Origin of the sequence: Aliiruegeria lutimaris (assembly GCF_900099935.1) — a bacterium.
GTDB classification, from domain to species: Bacteria; Pseudomonadota; Alphaproteobacteria; order Rhodobacterales; family Rhodobacteraceae; genus Tropicimonas; species Tropicimonas lutimaris.
The window spans coordinates 33,106-49,052 of sequence record NZ_FNEK01000030.1 but is presented as its reverse complement, the minus strand read 5'-3'; the positions used below and the strand labels follow the sequence as shown (position 1 = coordinate 49,052).

Genomic DNA, 15,947 nt, shown 5'->3' with positions numbered 1-15,947 from the left:
TCAGGCCTCCGTAAGGGCGCGCGTCTTTCGCAACTCCGCAACGCCTCGCGTCAGCCATGCCGCCCAAGCATCGAGCCCTTGGCCCGATCTGGCCGAAACCTCCTGTATCGGCGCGGCATTTCCCAGCTGACGCACGTAATCCGTCGCCTTGGCGGGGTCGAATTCCGGCATGTAGGGCGCGAGGTCGCGTTTCGTGAGCAGCACGAGATCCGCCTTGCGAAAGATCACCGGGTATTTCGCGGGCTTGTCATCGCCCTCCGGCGTCGACAGCAGCACGACGTTGCAGTGCTGGCCAAGGTCGAAACTGGCCGGGCAGACGAGGTTGCCGACATTCTCGATGAAGAGGAGATCGAGGCTGTCGAGCGGCAGTTCGTGCGCCGCTCCGTACACCATATGCGCGTCCAGATGACAGGTCGTGCCGGTGCAGATCTGCGCGACCGGCAGGCCACGGGCCCGGAGGCGGTTCGCGTCATTCTCGGTCTCCAGATCCCCCTCGATCACGCCGATCCGAAACCGTTCGCCGAGCAATTCGGCCGTCGCCTCCAGCAGCGCCGTCTTGCCCGCACCGGGCGAGGACATCAGGTTCACCACAAAAACGCCATGCCGTTCGAACCACTGCCGATTGTGGCCCGCCCGATGGTCATTGGCTTCGAGCAGATGGCCGAGCACCTCGATGGTCTTCCGGTTCTCGGTGCTTGCTCCCGTTTCGGCGGGGAGGTTGCAGCCACAGCTATCACACATATCCTTGCTCCTCGGCAGGCTGCCCGGAAGGCTCGGAACGTGCCTCCTCAAGCACCACGGATTTCAGCATCAGCGCATCGCCGGAACGCAGCTCCGTGCGCCAGTCTCCGCATTGCGCGCAGACGAGGCGGTTGAGCGTTGCCGCGCTCTCCAACTGGCAGCGGCTGCACCAGACACGCACCGGCTCCATATCGACAATCAAGCGCGCGCCCTCCGCCATGCTGCCGGCGGATGCCATGGGAAAGGCTTCCAGCAGTAATTCGGGCATCACCCCGGAGAGCGGCCCGACCTCCAGGGATATTTCCGTCACGCGGGAGGCGTCATTGTTCCGGGCGATTTCCCGCACCTGTTCGATCAGGGCGCGGCAGATCGAAAGCTCATGCATCGGAGGGCGCGATCTTGTCGAAGAGCCCCCAGCTCGACCGGGCCTCGTCTTCGGACAGTTTCTTGATGGCATAGCCGACATGGATCAGCACGCAATCGCCGACACCGAGCCTCTCGCCTTGGAGCATGAACAGGTTCACCTCGCGCTCGATTCCGCTGGCCTCGCAGGTCGCAACGAAACCGTCGATGGCCGTGATGCGCATCGGAACGGCAAGGCACATGCGCTGTGTCCTCCCTTCTTGGGGCACCGATCGCCGCTGGTCTCTTCGCACCTTACCGGCACCCGCCCGCGGACTGACGTGTTGTGCGTCCCATAGAGGCACGGCTAATGGCCAAAAACAAGATTGGAGACAGCGCAGGTCGCAAATGCGGCCGCGCTTCTGGGTGCCGGTCTAGTCCAGCTTTTGCCGATAGCTCTCGTGGCAGGCCGCGCATGTCTTGCCGATCATGCCGAAAATCTCCTTGGGCGGCATCTCGGCAACCTGCTGAACATGTGCATCCACGACAAGACCCTCGGCATCCGCCCCGGCAGAGCGCGCGAGCGCAGAGGCGTATCTCGCCAACTGATGCGCGAGCGTCTCGAACCGTTCCCAGTCGGTCCAGATTTCCTCGGTCGCCTCCGAGGGCATCCCGTCCGAGCCTTCCGGGAATTTCGAGGTGATCTCGTCCCCGGAATGACCGACGAGAGTCTCCGCCCCGGACGCCACGGCCGCCGCGTCAAAAGCTGTCTCGCCCTTCACGATCGGCGCGATGCTCTTCATGGCTTTCGCCATGGCCGACATGCCGTCCATGCGTTCCCTCACGATGCCGGTGGCGCTGCCATGGGCCAGGGCCCCGGCGGCAATGCCGCAAAGAAGGAGGGTCGCGGCCAGCCGGATTTTCCGTCTCATATCATATCCTCGATGGTGTCGGCGGCCCTGTCGAACCAGCCCGCGCCTCGGCGCGCCTGTGATTACGGTGCGTTTCAATGGGGCGTCGTTCAGCACATGGCGCAACGGCAAGGCAAGACCCGCGGGGATCCCTGGTGACGAGAGAACGCGCTCGGAAGGCCGGCCTAGGCTGTGGGCGAGCACGCCTCGCCGTCTTTCCAGACGCGCGCGCTCTGCCCCCCGGGATCGAGCAAAACCAGATCGGCGGGGAATCCCGGCTGCAGGGAGCCTATCCGGCCGGAAAGCCCGATCACGCGCGCGGGAACCGACGTCACCATGGCAAGCACAGCGGCTTCCGGAACGCCCTGACTGGCAAGGTTCCGAATGGCAGTCGGCAGGTCGAGATCGGCCCCCGCGAGCGTGCCGTCCGCCAGCGTCAGCCGCCTTGCCTGACGCCGGATGGTCCGCCCGTTCAGGGTGAAGGCCTCGAGGTCGGTTCCCGCCGGCGCCATCGCATCGGTGACGAGATAGACACGCTCCACGCCCTGCTTGGCGGCAAGCGCTACCCGGATCGCCTCGGGGTGCACATGGATGAAATCCGCGATCAAACCAAAGGACAGGTCCGCACGCGCAAGCGCGGCGCCGACCATGCCGGGTTCGCGGTGGCCAAGCTGGCTCATCGCGTTGAACAGATGCGTCACGCAGCGCACCCCGTGATCGGCGGCGGCACAGGCGGTGTCGAAATTGCAGTCGCTATGCCCGAGCGACAGGATCACCCCGGCATCGGAGAGCCGCCGAATCTGTTCCATCGACACGTTCTCGGGTGCGACCGTCACGAACAGCACCGGCAGGCGCGCATCCGCTTCCACCAAAAGGCGCAGATCCTGCTCTGTCATCGGCCGGATCAGGTTCGGGTCATGCGCCCCCTTGCGCGCGACGGACAGGTGCGGGCCTTCGAGATGGAGCCCGACAATGCCCGGCACGCCCTGCGCGATGGCCGCCGCGACGGCATCAATGGCCGCCCGGGTGATCTCCGGCGTGTCGGTGATGAGCGTGGGCAGAATGGAGGTCGTCCCCAGAGAGAGGTGCGCCTCGGCCATGATCCGCAACGTCTCGACGGAGGGCGCGTCGTTGAACATCACGCCGCCGCCGCCATTGACCTGAAGATCGACCAGACCCGGCGCAAGCGTTCCGCCTTCCAGCGTGACAACCCGGTGCCCGGCAGGGATATCGCTTTCCGGCACGATCCCGGCGACCTTGCCCGCCGAGACCAGCAGCGCGGCGCCATCGTGGAAGCCGGCGCCGTCGAATATCCGCGCCCCCACGAGGGCGTAGGGGGAACCGGTCATACTGTTTCCGTCACTTTCTTGAGGTGCCGCGGAGAGTCCGGATCGATGCCCAGTCGAGCCGCGAACTGCTCCACCATCGCGTAGAAGGAGACGATCAGGCTGACCGGATCGGTGAGCGGGTGCGCCGTGCGGATATGTTCGAGCCTGCGGGCCTTTTTCGCCTGCGCCGAGGTTACGAAGACATTCGCGCCCATCGCGGCGAGGTTGTCGGCGATGCCGGTCACCGCGGTTTCGGCCGCGTCGGCGGCGGCGAAGCACAGAACCGGGAAGCCCTCGTCCACGATCGAAACCGGCCCGTGCAGCACCTCGGCGGACGAATAGCTCTCGGCGTGAAGCTGGCAGGTTTCCTTGAACTTGAGCGCCGCCTCGTTGGAAATCGCCCAGGACGGCCCGCGCCCGAGGGTGAAGAGCGATTCCTCCAGCCCGATTGAATCGCAGACCTCGGACCAGTCTGTCTTCGTGGCCCCGTCCAGCAGGTCCGGCAGCCGGTGGATCGCCCGGCGCAACTCCTCGTCCTGTTTCCATTCGGCCAGCAGCATCAGCCCGGCCACGATGGAGGTGACGAAGGTCTTGGTCGCGGCAACGCTGCGTTCTGGGCCGGCATGGATATCCAGCGTGTGATCGCAGGTCTCGGCCAGCGTCGAATGCGGGTTGTTGGTGATCGCCACCGAACAGGCCCCATCGCGCCGCGCGGTGCGGGCCAGTTCCACGATGTCGGGGCTCTTGCCCGATTGCGACACCGCGATGCAGAGCGCGCGGTCGAGTTTCAGCCTGGCGCCATAGATCGAGGCGACCGAGGGTCCGACCGAGGCAGAGGGCAATCCGAGGGTCAATTCGGAAACGTATTTCAGGTAGCTACAGGCGTGATCGGAGGACCCGCGCGCCACGGTGATGGCGAAGGCAGGGTCACGCTCCCTGATGGCATCGGCCGCGGCCCTCACGGCCTCGGGTGCCGCCAGCAGACGTTCGACGGCTTCGGGAATTTCGCGGATCTCGCGCCGCATCTGGGAATCTGGTGCTTGCATGGCTCATCCTATCTGGTTGCGAGCCGCAGTTCGGCCACGAAATCATAGGCGTCCCCGCGATAGGTTGATCTGGTGTACTCGACGACCCGTCCGTTCTCGAGATAGCTGGTGCGTTCGATCTTCAGCCCGGCATCCTGCGGCTTGAGCCCGAGCAGCCCAGCTTCCTGCTCGCCAAGATTGATCGCCGAGATCTTCTGCAACGCCCGAACCGGGTGGTTGCCGGAGCGCTCCAGCACCTCGTAGAGCGAGCGGTCGACGGATTGCGGGTCGGGCAGGATGTCGAGCGGCAGCGAGGCGCGCTCGATGGCCATCGGCCGGTTTCCGGCCATCCGCAGGCGCGCCAGCCGCGCCACGGAATCGCCCGAGGACAAGGCCAGCGCGACGACCTCCTGCGGCGAAGGCACGAAGACGCCCCGCTCCAGCCATGTCGCGCGCGATTCCAGCCCACGGCGCGCCATGTCCTCGGTGAAGGAGGTCAACCGGGAGAGCGATTGTTCCACCCGGCGACCGGGTTCCGCGCCGGTCACGAAGGAGCCCGCGCCCTGCCGTTGCACGACGATGCCCTTTTCGACCAGCTCCTGGATTGCCTTGCGGACGGTCACGCGGGACAGGCCTGTGAGGCTGGCAACCTCGCGCTCGGGCGGCAGCGGGCCCTGCGCGGGAAAGATGCCCGTGTCGATGCCTTCCTCGATCCGCTTGCGCAGCCGCACGTAGCGCGGGCCAACCATCGTCTCCATCCACGCGCCGGGGTCGAGGAATTCGGCAACTTTCATCTTGCGCCCTCCTGCAAGCGTGCGGCCAATGTCAGCGCGCCGTCGAGCGCCGTGCCGCGCGGCGGCACATGGCTCAGGCCCAGCCAGCGCGCATAGGACGGCCCGAGCCCGCCCGTCAGGCAAAGCGGCTCCCCCGGCTGCCATCCCAGCCGGTCGAGACCGCGGCGGATATAACTCGCGCCTTCGGTCATCAACCGCGCGGCCAGCGGATCTTCCGCCTCGGCCGCCTTAACCAGTTTCCGGGCATTTAGGGCATAATCGGCCGGACGCGCCTGCAGCGAGAACCGCACCACGTCGCCGGCATCACCGCCATGCGTATCAAGCAGCATCGTCGCAAAGGGCGTCATCTCGGCGAGACCGTCCAGCGCCAGCATGAGCTCCTCGTAGGCCCGGTGCATCAACCAGGCGCCGGAGGCCTGATCGCCGAGATGGAAGCCCCACCCGCCGAGCCCGGTGATCTTGCCCGCCTTCTGGCAACCGATAAAAGACCCGGTGCCGATCGCCGCGACGGCGCCATCGGCATCGCCCAGCGCCCCGGCAATGGATGTCGGGCGATCCTCGGTGACGGCCACGTTCGCCAGCGGCAGGCAAGCGGCCACCTTGTCGGCCATTGCAGGGCTCTGAACACCGGCAAGGCCAATATGGGCATAACCCTGCGACAGCGCCTCCGCCGACAGGCCCGCCTGTGCTGCAACCGCTTCGAGGGCGGAGCGGATCGTCGCTATTGCCCCTTCGAAATCCGTCGACACATTGGCCGGGCCGTGCTGGGCTTCAAAGCGTCGGCCACCGGCCTGCAACGCCGCGCGACAAGAGGTGCCACCACCATCGACACCAATCAGCAGGGGGGATCGGGACTCAACCATAGCGATACCTATATAATACCTTTGAAAGTCCGAAAAGCCCTCTTGTAGTCCAACCCGGTCATCCCTAGGCTAAAGATCTCAAGAGGCTGAAATACTGCCCCTTAAGGTCCAGAATTTCATCGTTTTTTCTGGACAGCCCAACGTCTCGCCAGAAAAATGGTAGACAATAGGTATTGAATAGGTATCGTATCGAGAAAGCACGCGACAGGAGAGAATCGCATGCCGCTGCCCGCAACGGAACATCTCCATCCCGACGCTCCCGGCCTGGACACACGGCCGCTTCGCGATGTTGCGAACCTGCTTCTCGATGGGCAACTCGCCGCCTTGCAAGCCGTCCGTCCGGCCCTTGATGCGATCGCGCAAGCCGCCCGGCTCATGGCCGAGACCCTGCGCAACGATGGCCGGCTGGCCTATGTTGCGGCCGGCTCCTCCGGCCTCATGGCGCTGGCTGACGCAGCCGAACTCGGCGGCACGTTCGGCATCCCCGCGGACCGGATCCGGCTCTCCATGGCCGGAGGCGTGCCCGTGAATGCAACCATGCCCGGCTACACGGAAGATGACAGCGCCGCGGCACGGGCCGCCGCCGCCGAGACACGCCCCGACGATCTCGTGATCGCACTCAGCGCCAGCGGCAGCACGCCCTACCCGCTCGCCTATGTCGCCGCGGCCCGCGAAAAGGGCGCGCGCGTCGTCGCGATTGCCAACAACCCCGACACGCCGCTGCTGCAGGCCGCCGATATCGCGATCTGCCTGGAAACGCCGCCGGAAGTGATCTCGGGTTCGACCCGACTTGGCGCCGGCACCGCCCAGAAAACGGCGCTCAATATCGCGTCGACCCTGATGGGCATCGAGCTTGGCCATGTGCATGACGGCATGATGGTCAACCTCTTGGCCGATAACGAAAAGCTGCGCGGCCGAGCGGCCGGGATCGTCTCCCGGATCACCGGCGTCCCGCAGGAAGCGGCCTTGGCCTGCCTCGAACGCAGCGGGGGCGCCGTAAAGCCGGCGGTCCTGCTTGCCGCCGGCCATTCTGAGACGGAAGCGGCGCAAGCGCTTGCCGCGACACGCGGGCGGATCCGGGACGCACTGTCCGATCTGCAGACAAGAAAAACCAACTGACCCAACAAGGAGAAACCGAAGATGACCAAGAAGATCACCTGCGCGGCCCTGCTTGCCTCTACGGCACTCGTGGCGGGCTCGGCGATGGCCCAGGATGTAACGCTGACCATCGAGAGCTGGCGCAATGACGACCTGACACTTTGGCAGGACAAGATCATCCCCGCTTTTGAGGCCGCCAACCCGGGCATCAAGGTCCAGTTCACACCTTCGGCGCCGGCCGAGTATAACGCTGTTCTGAACTCCAAGCTCGATGCGGGTTCCGCAGGCGACCTGATCACCTGCCGTCCCTTCGATGCCTCGCTCGCGCTCTACGACGCCGGCCATCTGGTCGATCTGAACGACCTCGCCGGCATGGCCAATTTCTCCGACGTCGCCAAATCCGCCTGGCAGACCGATGACGGTGCGGCAACCTTCTGCGTGCCGATGGCCTCGGTGATCCATGGCTTCATCTACAACAAGGACGCCTTCGAGGAACTGGGCATCGAAGCTCCGGCGACGGAAGCCGAGTTCTTCGCCGCGCTCGACAAGATCAAGGAAGACGGCACCTATATCCCGATGGCCATGGGCACCAATGACCAGTGGGAAGCCGCCACCATGGGCTACCAGAATATCGGCCCGAACTACTGGAAGGGCGAGGAAGGCCGTCTGGCGCTGATCAAGGGCGAGCAGAAGCTGACCGATGCGCAATGGATCGCCCCCTACGAGCAGCTCGCCAAATGGGGGGCCTATCTGGGCGACGGCTTCGAGGCGCAAACCTATCCCGACAGCCAGAACATCTTCACCCTCGGCCGCGCCGCCATCTACCCGGCCGGCTCCTGGGAGATCTCGGGCTTCAACACACAGGCCGATTTCGAGATGGGTGCCTTTAAACCGCCGGTCGTGAATGCGGGCGACACCTGCTACATCTCGGACCATACCGACATCGCCATGGGCCTCAACGCCGCCTCGCCAAACGCAGAAGCCGCCCGGACATTCCTCGACTGGATGGGCACCGAGGAGTTCGCCACGATCTACGCCAACGCGCTGCCGGGCTTCTTCTCGCTCAGCAACCACGACGTGCCGATGGAAGATCCACTGGCGCAGGAATTCGTCTCCTGGCGCGGCGAGTGTGAATCGACCATCCGCTCGACCTACCAGATCCTCTCGCGCGGCACGCCTAATCTCGAGAACGAGACCTGGAACGCCTCCGCGCAGGTGATCAAGGGCGCCGAGAGCCCTGCCGATGCCGGCAAGCGCCTGCAGGACGGTCTTGCGAGCTGGTACGAGCCGCAGCAGTAACAGGCTGCAATCGGGGCGCCCGGTATCCCGGGCGTTCCGCCAGCCGGGAGTTCGGGAGCCTCCGGCGGGGATATTTCAAGAAAGATGATGGCGCCCGGGTTATCGCCATAATTAGGGTCGGACAGTTCGCAGCCCATTGATCATCTTTCCTCAAATATCCCCGCCGGAGGCGTTGAAAGGCCAGCCAGGAGGCAGACCGTTCATGCTTTTTCAATCAACATCAATCAAGGTCGCAGTCGCGGTACAGGCGGGGACGCCGATGATCGTGAAAGGTGATGACACTCCGGCGCCTTGGCTGGAGCCGGAGTGTTTCGCCCATGTCTGAGCCCCGTTCCTCCCGAATTCGCTGGCATGTCCTCGTGTTCCTCGCGCCGGCCGTCATCGTCTACACGGCGGTGATGATCTTCCCGCTGTTCAACACGCTGCGGCTTGCGCTCTTCACCGAGATCGAGCAGCAGCGGGTCTTTGTCGGCTTGCAGAATTTCAAAACGCTTTTCGGCGACGCGATCTGGTCCGAGCAGTTCTGGAACGCGCTCGGAAACAATTTCTGGTTCTTCTTCATCCACATGATCGTGCAAAATCCGATCGGTGTCCTTCTGGCCGCGATCCTCAGCCACCCGCGACTGCGTTTTGCGCATCTCTATCGCTCCGCGATCTTCATCCCGACAATTCTCAGCTTCGTGATCGTGGGGTTTGCCTGGAAACTGATCCTTTCGCCGATCTGGGGCATCGCTCCCTCGATGCTCGACGCGGTCGGATTGAAATCCCTCTACGCCCCCTGGCTCGGCAAGGAGGAGTATGCGCTGACCACGCTGGCGCTGGTTTCCGTCTGGCAATTTGTCGGCATCCCGATGATGCTGATCTATGCCGCGCTCCTGTCGATCCCGGAGGAGATCCTGGAGGCCGGCGAATGTGACGGCATCACCGGCATGTCGGCCTTCTGGAAGATCAAGCTGCCGCTGATCCTGCCCTCCATCGGCATCATCTCCATCCTGACCTTCGTCGGAAATTTCAACGCTTTCGACCTGATCTATGCCGCGCAAGGGGCGCTGGCGGGGCCGGATTTCTCCACCGACATCCTCGGAACCTTTCTCTACCGCACCTTCTTCGGCTTCCAGCTACAGCTCGGAGACCCGCATATGGGCTCGGCCATTGCAACGGCGATGTTCGTCATCATCCTGATCGGCGTCTGCATCTACCTCTTCGGCATCCAGACGCGGCTGCGCCGCTACCAGTTCTGAGGAGCGAAACATGAACAAAGCTCGTCGCAGCCCGCTCAACACCGCCGCCGCCCACGCAATCTTGCTGACCTACACGCTGATCGCACTCTTCCCGGTTTTCGTGATCGTCATCAACTCCTTCAAGACCCGCAAGGCGATCTTCCGCGAGCCGCTTGCCCTGCCCTCCTCCGAGACCTTTTCGACCATCGGTTACGAGACCGTGTTCAAGCAGGGGGATTTCTTTCTCTACTTCCAGAACTCGATGATCGTGACCGTCTGTTCGCTCTTCTTCATCCTGCTCTTCGGCGCCATGGCCGCCTTCGCGCTGGCCGAGTACCGCTTCAAGGGCAACACCCTGATGGGGCTCTACCTCGCGCTCGGCATCATGATCCCGATCCGGATCGGCACGGTGGCGATTCTGGAGATGATGGTCGCGACCGGGCTGGTGAACACGCTGATGGCGCTGATCCTCGTCTATACCGCGCAGGGCCTGCCGCTCGCCGTTTTCATCCTCAGCGAGTTCATGAAGCAGGTTTCCGATGATCTGAAGAATGCGGGCCGGATCGACGGGCTCTCGGAATACACGATTTTCTTCCGCCTCGTCGTGCCGCTGGTACGCCCGGCCATGGCAACGGTTGCCGTGTTCAACATGATCCCGATCTGGAACGACCTGTGGTTCCCGCTGATCCTCGCGCCCGCCGAGGCGACCAAGACGCTGACGCTCGGCAGCCAGGTCTTCATCGGGCAGTTCGTGACCGACTGGAACGCGGTGCTTTCCGCGCTCTCCATGGCGATCCTGCCGGTCATGATCCTTTACGTCATCTTCTCGCGGCAACTGATCCGCGGCATCACGTCGGGAGCTGTCAAATGATCCGCACCCTCATAGCCGGGCTCGGCAATATGGGGCTGAGCCACGCACTTGCCCATAACCACCATGAAGACAGCGAGATTGTCGGCCTGGTCGACCGGTCGGGACGCAGCCTGCCCGAAGAACTGGACGGCTACCCGCGTTTTTCCAGTTTCGAGGAGGCGCTGGCGGCCACAAAACCCGATCTTGTCTGCATCGCCACCTATTCCGATAGCCATGCGGACTATGCCGTGGCGGCGATGGAGGCCGGCGCGCATGTCTTCGTCGAGAAACCGTTGGCAACCACCGTCGCGGACGCGCAACGGGTGGCCGACACCGCGGCAAGGCTCGGAAAGAAGCTCGTCGTGGGCTATATCCTGCGCCACCATCCCTCCTGGATCCGGCTGATCAAGGAAGCACGTGCCCTCGGCGGGCCTTATGTCTTCCGTCTCAACCTCAACCAGCAGTCCGACGGGCCGACCTGGGAGACGCATAAGCAGCTTATGCAGACCACCTCGCCCATCGTCGATTGCGGTGTGCATTACGTGGATGTGATGTGCCAGGTGACCGATGCCGCGCCGGTGCGCGTTCACGGGATGGGGCTGCGGCTTTCCGATGAAATTGCCGAGGACATGTATAATTACGGCCAGTTCCAGGTGATCTTCGCCGATGGCTCCGTCGGTTGGTACGAGGCCGGATGGGGGCCGATGATGTCCGAGACCGCGCATTTCGTGAAGGATATCGTCTCGCCGAGGGGCGCGGTGTCCATCGTTACGCTCTCGGATCACGATTCCGATTCCGTCGAGGGTCACACGAAGGTCGGCACGCTCAAGATCCACCGCGCGGGTGGCGACGAGCTGGTCGATTTCCCCGGCGAGCCGGGCCACCAGGAGCTGTGCGATGCCGAACAGGCCTTCATGCTCCGTGCCATCACGCAGGATATCGATCTCACCCGACACGCCCAGGATGCGGTGCAATCGCTCCGTATCTGCCTTGCCGCCGACGAAAGCATCCGCTCCGGCCGCGCCATCGACCTCTGAAGGAAACGCCGATGACCGCCCTGAAACTCACCAATATCTGCAAGTCCTTCGGCAAGGTCGAAGTCCTGCGCAATATCGATCTCGAAGTCGTGGAAGGCGAGTTCGTCGTCTTTGTCGGACCGTCCGGTTGCGGCAAGTCCACGCTTCTGCGGGTGATCGCGGGGCTCGAAGACGCGACCCAAGGGACGGTCGAGATCGGTGGCGAGATCGTGAACCAGGTGCCGCCGGCGAAGCGCGGCATCGCCATGGTATTCCAGTCCTACGCGCTTTACCCGCACCTGACGGTCGAGGGGAACATGACGCTGGCGCTGAAACAGGAAGGGCAGTCGAAAGATCTGATCGCGGAACGGGTCGCAATGGCCAGCCGGATGCTGTCGCTGGAGGATTACCTTGCCCGCCGCCCCTCGGAGCTTTCGGGTGGCCAGCGGCAGCGGGTGGCCATCGGCCGCGCCATCGTGCGTGAGCCGAAACTGTTCCTCTTCGACGAACCGCTCTCCAACCTCGACGCCGCGCTCCGGATGAATACCCGCATCGAGATCGCCCGACTGCACCGGCAACTCCACGCTTCCATGGTCTACGTCACCCATGACCAGACCGAGGCGATGACGCTGGCAGACAAGATCGTGGTGCTGCGCGATGGCCGGGTGGAGCAGGTCGGCTCCCCGATGGAGCTCTACAACAACCCGGCCAATCAATTCGTCGCCGGGTTCCTCGGGGCGCCGTCGATGAATTTCCTGCCGGCCGAACGCCTTGGCGGCGCGGCGGGTCTCACGATCGGCATTCGTCCCGAACATATCCTGCTCGATGGCGCAGGGCGGGCATCCGGCAAGGTCACCCATGTCGAAAAACTCGGGGGCGACACCAATGTCCTGGTCGATCTCGGTGATGGCTGCGTCGTGACGGTCCGCCTGTTCCGACAGCATGACGTGGAAACCGACTCGGTGGTAGGCATCGATTTCGACGAGGCCGACAGCTTCAGCTTCGATTCATCGGGAGCGCGCGTTTCCTGAGCGGGGAACCGGGAGCGGCCCCAGCCGCCCACGGCATCAACTCTAACGCCAGTTAGGGTTAGTGCAGGGGGCAGAAGCGCGGAAAACTTGCCCGGGCCATGACGAGCGCTTCAGCCGTCGTGCCCCCGCGATGCGTGCTGCCGCCTTGCCAGTCAGCTCTCGCCCAGCGGGATCACATCGACCGATTGCGTCGTCTGTTGCCCCCCGGCAATGCGCATCACACCCTTGACCGGCGCCACGTCGGAATAGTCCCGTCCGCGGGCGATCACAACGTGGTCATTGGCAACGTCGAGCGCGTTGGTCGGGTCGTATTCGACCCAGCCGATCCGCTCCCCGCACCAGGCGCGCACCCAGGCATGCATGGCATCCGCCCCTTCGAGACGCGGCTGCCCCTCGGGCGGAACCGTCCGCAGGAAGCCGCTGACATAGCCGGCCGGAATGCCCATGCCGCGCAGGCAGGAGATCATCACATGGGTGAAATCCTGGCACACACCCTCGCGCCGCTCGAAAGCGTCGATGGCCGGCGTGTCGACCTCGGTCGCCGTCGGGTCAAAGGTGAAGTCCGCATTGATGGCGCGGCCGAGGCGGTGAAACATCTCCAGCACCGATTCCGCCCCGCGCGCGGCCTTCTGCCCATAGGTGGTCATGGCCGGATGGAGCGTGATGCGCGGGCTGTTGCCGAGAAAATGATGCGGCGCCTCCGAAGCGAGCGTGGCCTGCGCCGCGATTTCCCGCGGCAGGTCCTCGGGGCGCGGGGAGATGTCGATCTTCTGTCCCTCAACCATCCGTTCGACCCGGCAGGACATCTCGAACCGGCTTTCGGTATGCGGGCTGTCCAGCGCCACTTCATCCGTCCGGTTTCCAAAGAAATCGACGCTCTGGTGCCACTCCACCGGGTCCGGTTCCACGAGGAGGCGACAGGAGTCCAGCCGCTGCTCGCCGGGGATCGAAGACGGCATGATGCGCAACAGGTGTCGCCCTGCCGTTGCGGCCACCGGGTAACGATAGGTCACGCTCATGCGGATATCGTATTGCATGTCCCCCCCCTCAGCTCAGATAGGCCAGCGTGAGCTGGTCGGAAATGCCGGACAGGTCGTCCACCAACCGCTCAAGATCATTCCTGCTGACCGTCTCCGGCAATTGCAGGGCCAGATCCGTGCGCGCGCGCAGAACCGCGCGGGTCAGCGGCGTCATCTGCCGATGCTGACCTGTGCCCGGCAGGTGCGACAGGTGCTCCTCGATATCGCCGAGCTGGCACAGGATCGAGCGCGGGTTCAGCTCGTCCAGCGCCAGAAGGTCGATCACCGTGGCCCGGCTCGTCGCCACCGTGTAGCGCCGGTGGTGGGTCATCACGCTGTCGGCGATCTCCACCGCCATGTCCAGCGCGCCGGCGGGCGCCGACGGGTCTGCGAAATCAGCAAGACATTTCGTCATGTTCACTGCTCGCTCCACGGCGCGCCCGATCGACAGGAAGCGCCATCCGGCAAAACGGTACATGTTGTCATGCACAAGGCCCGAGAAGCCGTTGAGCTTTCGGATCAGCACGCTCATCGCGTTCGCGGCATCGTCGCCCGGCTGCACGCGTTCGGCGAATTCGCACACCGTCCGCGTCAGGTCCACCAGCGCCAGGGTTCCGTCGACCGAGAACCGGTCGGCCACCTTCCCGGCCGAATTCAGCGCCGCCGATACGGAATCGACCAGCTCGCTGGGCACCGCTTCCACGCTGGAGCAGCCGAGGTTTTCAAGATAGCGCGCCGCGAAGAGCGGAAGTGGCGCATCCGGCATATCGCTCTCGGCCAGCCGCGCATGATGCGCCCTGAGCACCCGGACAATATGTTCGGACCGCTCGACATAGCGGCCGAGCCAGAACAGGTTATCGGCCGCGCGGCTCGGAAGGGCACCGGGCGGTGTGCGCTCGAATTTTCCGGCCGTGTCGGCCAGCGTGTCGGAAAGCTCCGTGTTCCGGCTGATCACCCAGACATCGGCCACCTGCCCGCCTTCCTGCATGGCAATGGCCGAGCTGTCCTCGGAGCTTCCGATCCGCGCGAAACCGCCCGGCATCGCGGTCCAGCCCTTTTCGGTGCGTGCGAGGAAGACGCGCAACGTCATCGGGCGCGGCACGAGCTTTCCGTCGATCAGCGCAGGCGCGGTCGAGAGCTGCACCTGCTCCTGTGCCACCAGAGACGTGCCCCGCCGTTCGATCCAGGTATCCAGCCCCGAGGGCGGCGGCATCACCCCGCCCGTCTCGTGCGCCAGCCCCGTCGCCCAGGCCGAGCTGAAGAGCATCCCGCCCGAGTTCGCGCGCACATGTGCCCGCTCGCTTTCCTGCCCGCACCACCATGTGGCGACGTTCGGCATCCGCAGCGGACGTCCGTCGAGCAACTCGCTCAGGCGCGGCAGGAAGGCCATCAGCGCCCGCGTTTCCAGCACGCCCGTGCCGAGCGCGTTGACCATGGAGACATTGCCAGCCCGGATCGCTCCAAGCAGCCCCGGCGTGCCCAGTTGCGAGCCCTCGTTCAGCTCCAGCGGGTCGGACCACTGAGCGTCCAGCCGCCGCCACAGGACCGAGATCGGCCGCAACCCGTCGATGGTGCGGATCATCAATTCGCCGTTCTGCACCGTCAGGTCGTCGCCTTCGAGCAGGGTGAAACCGAGATAGCGCGCGATATAGGCGTGCTCGAAATAGGTCGCGTTCATCGGTCCCGGCGTCAGGATGCCGACACGCCCTTGATGGCCCGGACGCAAGTCCATCAGGCGATCAAGGAAGTTTCGGAAAAAGTTCGACAGCCGGGTGACATTGGCGCCAAGGAAGATGTCCGAATAGACGCGTGTCGTGGCGATCCGGTTCTCCAGCGCGAAGCCCGCGCCCGAGGGTGCCTGCGTGCGGTCGCACAGCACCCACCAGTTGCCGTTCGGCCCCCGCCCGATGTCAAAGGCGATGAAGTCGAGGAAATGCCCGTCGCGCGGTTTTACCCCGACGAGCGGGTGCAGCCATTCCGGGCTCTCCGCGATCAGCGAAGCCGGCAGGTGACCTTCCGCCACCAACCGGTTCTCGCCATAAAGATCGGCCGCGAGCTTCTCCAGAAGCTCGGCCCGCTCGATCAGGCCGGCGGAGATTTCGTCCCACTCATCCTCGGCGATCAGCAGCGGCACATGGCTCAGCGGCCAGTCGCGGCGCGTCGGATCCTCCGGCCCGTAGCGGCGGAAATAGACTCCCGCGTCGCGCAGGTAGCGGTCGCCATGCGCGATGCGCTCGGCAAGCCGCCCATCGGGCATGGAGGCCAGCCGCTTGACGAATCCCGCCCAGACCGGGCGCACTTCGCCGTCCGGCCCCAGAAGCTCGTCCGGCACCCCCTCCTGCGGCACGTAGTCCGACAGGAGTTGATCGAGCGGACCCTCGCCCTGTGACTGTGACTGCATCCGCCCTCC

General features: G+C 64.6%; 16 protein-coding genes. 6 read left to right on the top strand and 10 right to left on the bottom strand.

All coding sequences use genetic code 11. From position 1 onward, the window contains the following. The 8 genes from hypB to BLR85_RS14960 form a co-directional block, all read right to left on the bottom strand. On the bottom strand, positions 1–741 hold the full coding sequence (gene hypB, locus BLR85_RS14995) for a hydrogenase nickel incorporation protein HypB (RefSeq protein WP_093157622.1): 741 nt from the start codon (positions 739–741) through the stop codon (positions 1–3). Then, positions 734–1,126, bottom strand: a complete 393-nt coding sequence (hypA, locus tag BLR85_RS14990; RefSeq protein WP_093157618.1) for a hydrogenase maturation nickel metallochaperone HypA — start codon at positions 1,124–1,126, stop codon at positions 734–736. The genes hypB and hypA overlap by 8 nt, the downstream gene beginning before the upstream one ends. Then, positions 1,119–1,346: a HypC/HybG/HupF family hydrogenase formation chaperone gene (locus tag BLR85_RS14985; protein WP_093157615.1), complete on the bottom strand. Its 228-nt coding sequence runs from the start codon at positions 1,344–1,346 to the stop codon at positions 1,119–1,121. Before BLR85_RS14985 ends, hypA begins: the two co-directional genes overlap by 8 nt. A 171-nt stretch (positions 1,347–1,517) precedes the next feature. Continuing rightward, positions 1,518–2,015, bottom strand: a complete 498-nt coding sequence (locus BLR85_RS14980; RefSeq protein WP_093157612.1) for a c-type cytochrome — start codon at positions 2,013–2,015, stop codon at positions 1,518–1,520. A gap of 164 nt (positions 2,016–2,179) precedes the next feature. Then, positions 2,180–3,343, bottom strand: a complete 1,164-nt coding sequence (gene nagA / locus BLR85_RS14975; RefSeq protein WP_093157609.1) for an N-acetylglucosamine-6-phosphate deacetylase — start codon at positions 3,341–3,343, stop codon at positions 2,180–2,182. After that, positions 3,340–4,368 carry an SIS domain-containing protein gene (locus BLR85_RS14970; RefSeq protein WP_093157606.1) on the bottom strand — a complete coding sequence of 343 codons (1,029 nt, stop codon included), beginning with the start codon at positions 4,366–4,368 and terminating at the stop codon, positions 3,340–3,342. The genes nagA and BLR85_RS14970 overlap by 4 nt, the downstream gene beginning before the upstream one ends. 8 nt (positions 4,369–4,376) lie before the next feature. Next, complete coding sequence (locus BLR85_RS14965) at positions 4,377–5,141, bottom strand: GntR family transcriptional regulator (RefSeq protein ID WP_093157603.1); 765 nt, start codon at positions 5,139–5,141, stop codon at positions 4,377–4,379. Continuing rightward, positions 5,138–6,004, bottom strand: a complete 867-nt coding sequence (locus BLR85_RS14960; RefSeq protein WP_093157600.1) for a glucosamine kinase nucleotide-binding domain-containing protein — start codon at positions 6,002–6,004, stop codon at positions 5,138–5,140. Before BLR85_RS14960 ends, BLR85_RS14965 begins: the two co-directional genes overlap by 4 nt. Positions 6,005–6,223: 219 nt before the next feature. Between BLR85_RS14960 and BLR85_RS14955 the strand changes: the two genes are divergently transcribed. From BLR85_RS14955 to BLR85_RS14930, 6 genes are all read left to right on the top strand, one after another. Next, positions 6,224–7,123, top strand: coding sequence for an N-acetylmuramic acid 6-phosphate etherase (locus tag BLR85_RS14955; RefSeq protein ID WP_093157597.1), 900 nt, complete (start codon positions 6,224–6,226; stop codon positions 7,121–7,123). Positions 7,124–7,144: 21 nt separating this feature from the next. After that, complete coding sequence (locus BLR85_RS14950; protein ID WP_093157594.1) at positions 7,145–8,401, top strand: ABC transporter substrate-binding protein; 1,257 nt, start codon at positions 7,145–7,147, stop codon at positions 8,399–8,401. A gap of 317 nt (positions 8,402–8,718) precedes the next feature. Next, positions 8,719–9,642: a carbohydrate ABC transporter permease gene (locus tag BLR85_RS14945; protein WP_093157591.1), complete on the top strand. Its 924-nt coding sequence runs from the start codon at positions 8,719–8,721 to the stop codon at positions 9,640–9,642. Positions 9,643–9,652: 10 nt separating this feature from the next. After that, a complete protein-coding gene (locus tag BLR85_RS14940) occupies positions 9,653–10,492 on the top strand; it encodes a carbohydrate ABC transporter permease (protein ID WP_093157588.1) in 840 nt (279 codons plus the stop codon). Then, complete coding sequence (locus BLR85_RS14935; RefSeq protein WP_170844585.1) at positions 10,489–11,508, top strand: Gfo/Idh/MocA family protein; 1,020 nt, start codon at positions 10,489–10,491, stop codon at positions 11,506–11,508. The genes BLR85_RS14940 and BLR85_RS14935 overlap by 4 nt, the downstream gene beginning before the upstream one ends. An 11-nt stretch (positions 11,509–11,519) precedes the next feature. Beyond that, positions 11,520–12,518 (top strand): ABC transporter ATP-binding protein, encoded by a 999-nt coding sequence (locus tag BLR85_RS14930; RefSeq protein WP_093157585.1) that lies wholly within the window; start codon positions 11,520–11,522, stop codon positions 12,516–12,518. A gap of 152 nt (positions 12,519–12,670) precedes the next feature. On the opposite strand, the gene BLR85_RS14925 is transcribed toward BLR85_RS14930, so the two are convergent. Both BLR85_RS14925 and BLR85_RS14920 read right to left on the bottom strand, forming a co-directional pair. Continuing rightward, positions 12,671–13,555, bottom strand: coding sequence for a transglutaminase family protein (locus tag BLR85_RS14925; protein ID WP_093157582.1), 885 nt, complete (start codon positions 13,553–13,555; stop codon positions 12,671–12,673). A 10-nt stretch (positions 13,556–13,565) separates the two neighbouring features. Further along, on the bottom strand, positions 13,566–15,938 hold the full coding sequence (locus tag BLR85_RS14920; protein WP_093157579.1) for a circularly permuted type 2 ATP-grasp protein: 2,373 nt from the start codon (positions 15,936–15,938) through the stop codon (positions 13,566–13,568). Positions 15,939–15,947 lie beyond the last annotated feature (9 nt).

Bases quoted from the DNA above. Each gene is read 5' to 3' on its own strand.
- hypB (WP_093157622.1), bottom strand. From the start codon at position 741: ATGTGTGATAGCTGTGGCTGCAACCTCCCCGCCGAAACGGGAGCAAGC.
- hypA (WP_093157618.1), bottom strand. From the start codon at position 1,126: ATGCATGAGCTTTCGATCTGCCGCGCCCTGATCGAACAGGTGCGGGAA.
- BLR85_RS14985 (WP_093157615.1), bottom strand. From the start codon at position 1,346: ATGTGCCTTGCCGTTCCGATGCGCATCACGGCCATCGACGGTTTCGTT.
- BLR85_RS14980 (WP_093157612.1), bottom strand. From the start codon at position 2,015: ATGAGACGGAAAATCCGGCTGGCCGCGACCCTCCTTCTTTGCGGCATT.
- nagA (WP_093157609.1), bottom strand. From the start codon at position 3,343: ATGACCGGTTCCCCCTACGCCCTCGTGGGGGCGCGGATATTCGACGGC.
- BLR85_RS14970 (WP_093157606.1), bottom strand. From the start codon at position 4,368: ATGCAAGCACCAGATTCCCAGATGCGGCGCGAGATCCGCGAAATTCCC.
- BLR85_RS14965 (WP_093157603.1), bottom strand. From the start codon at position 5,141: ATGAAAGTTGCCGAATTCCTCGACCCCGGCGCGTGGATGGAGACGATG.
- BLR85_RS14960 (WP_093157600.1), bottom strand. From the start codon at position 6,004: ATGGTTGAGTCCCGATCCCCCCTGCTGATTGGTGTCGATGGTGGTGGC.
- BLR85_RS14955 (WP_093157597.1), top strand. From the start codon at position 6,224: ATGCCGCTGCCCGCAACGGAACATCTCCATCCCGACGCTCCCGGCCTG.
- BLR85_RS14950 (WP_093157594.1), top strand. From the start codon at position 7,145: ATGACCAAGAAGATCACCTGCGCGGCCCTGCTTGCCTCTACGGCACTC.
- BLR85_RS14945 (WP_093157591.1), top strand. From the start codon at position 8,719: ATGTCTGAGCCCCGTTCCTCCCGAATTCGCTGGCATGTCCTCGTGTTC.
- BLR85_RS14940 (WP_093157588.1), top strand. From the start codon at position 9,653: ATGAACAAAGCTCGTCGCAGCCCGCTCAACACCGCCGCCGCCCACGCA.
- BLR85_RS14935 (WP_170844585.1), top strand. From the start codon at position 10,489: ATGATCCGCACCCTCATAGCCGGGCTCGGCAATATGGGGCTGAGCCAC.
- BLR85_RS14930 (WP_093157585.1), top strand. From the start codon at position 11,520: ATGACCGCCCTGAAACTCACCAATATCTGCAAGTCCTTCGGCAAGGTC.
- BLR85_RS14925 (WP_093157582.1), bottom strand. From the start codon at position 13,555: ATGCAATACGATATCCGCATGAGCGTGACCTATCGTTACCCGGTGGCC.
- BLR85_RS14920 (WP_093157579.1), bottom strand. From the start codon at position 15,938: ATGCAGTCACAGTCACAGGGCGAGGGTCCGCTCGATCAACTCCTGTCG.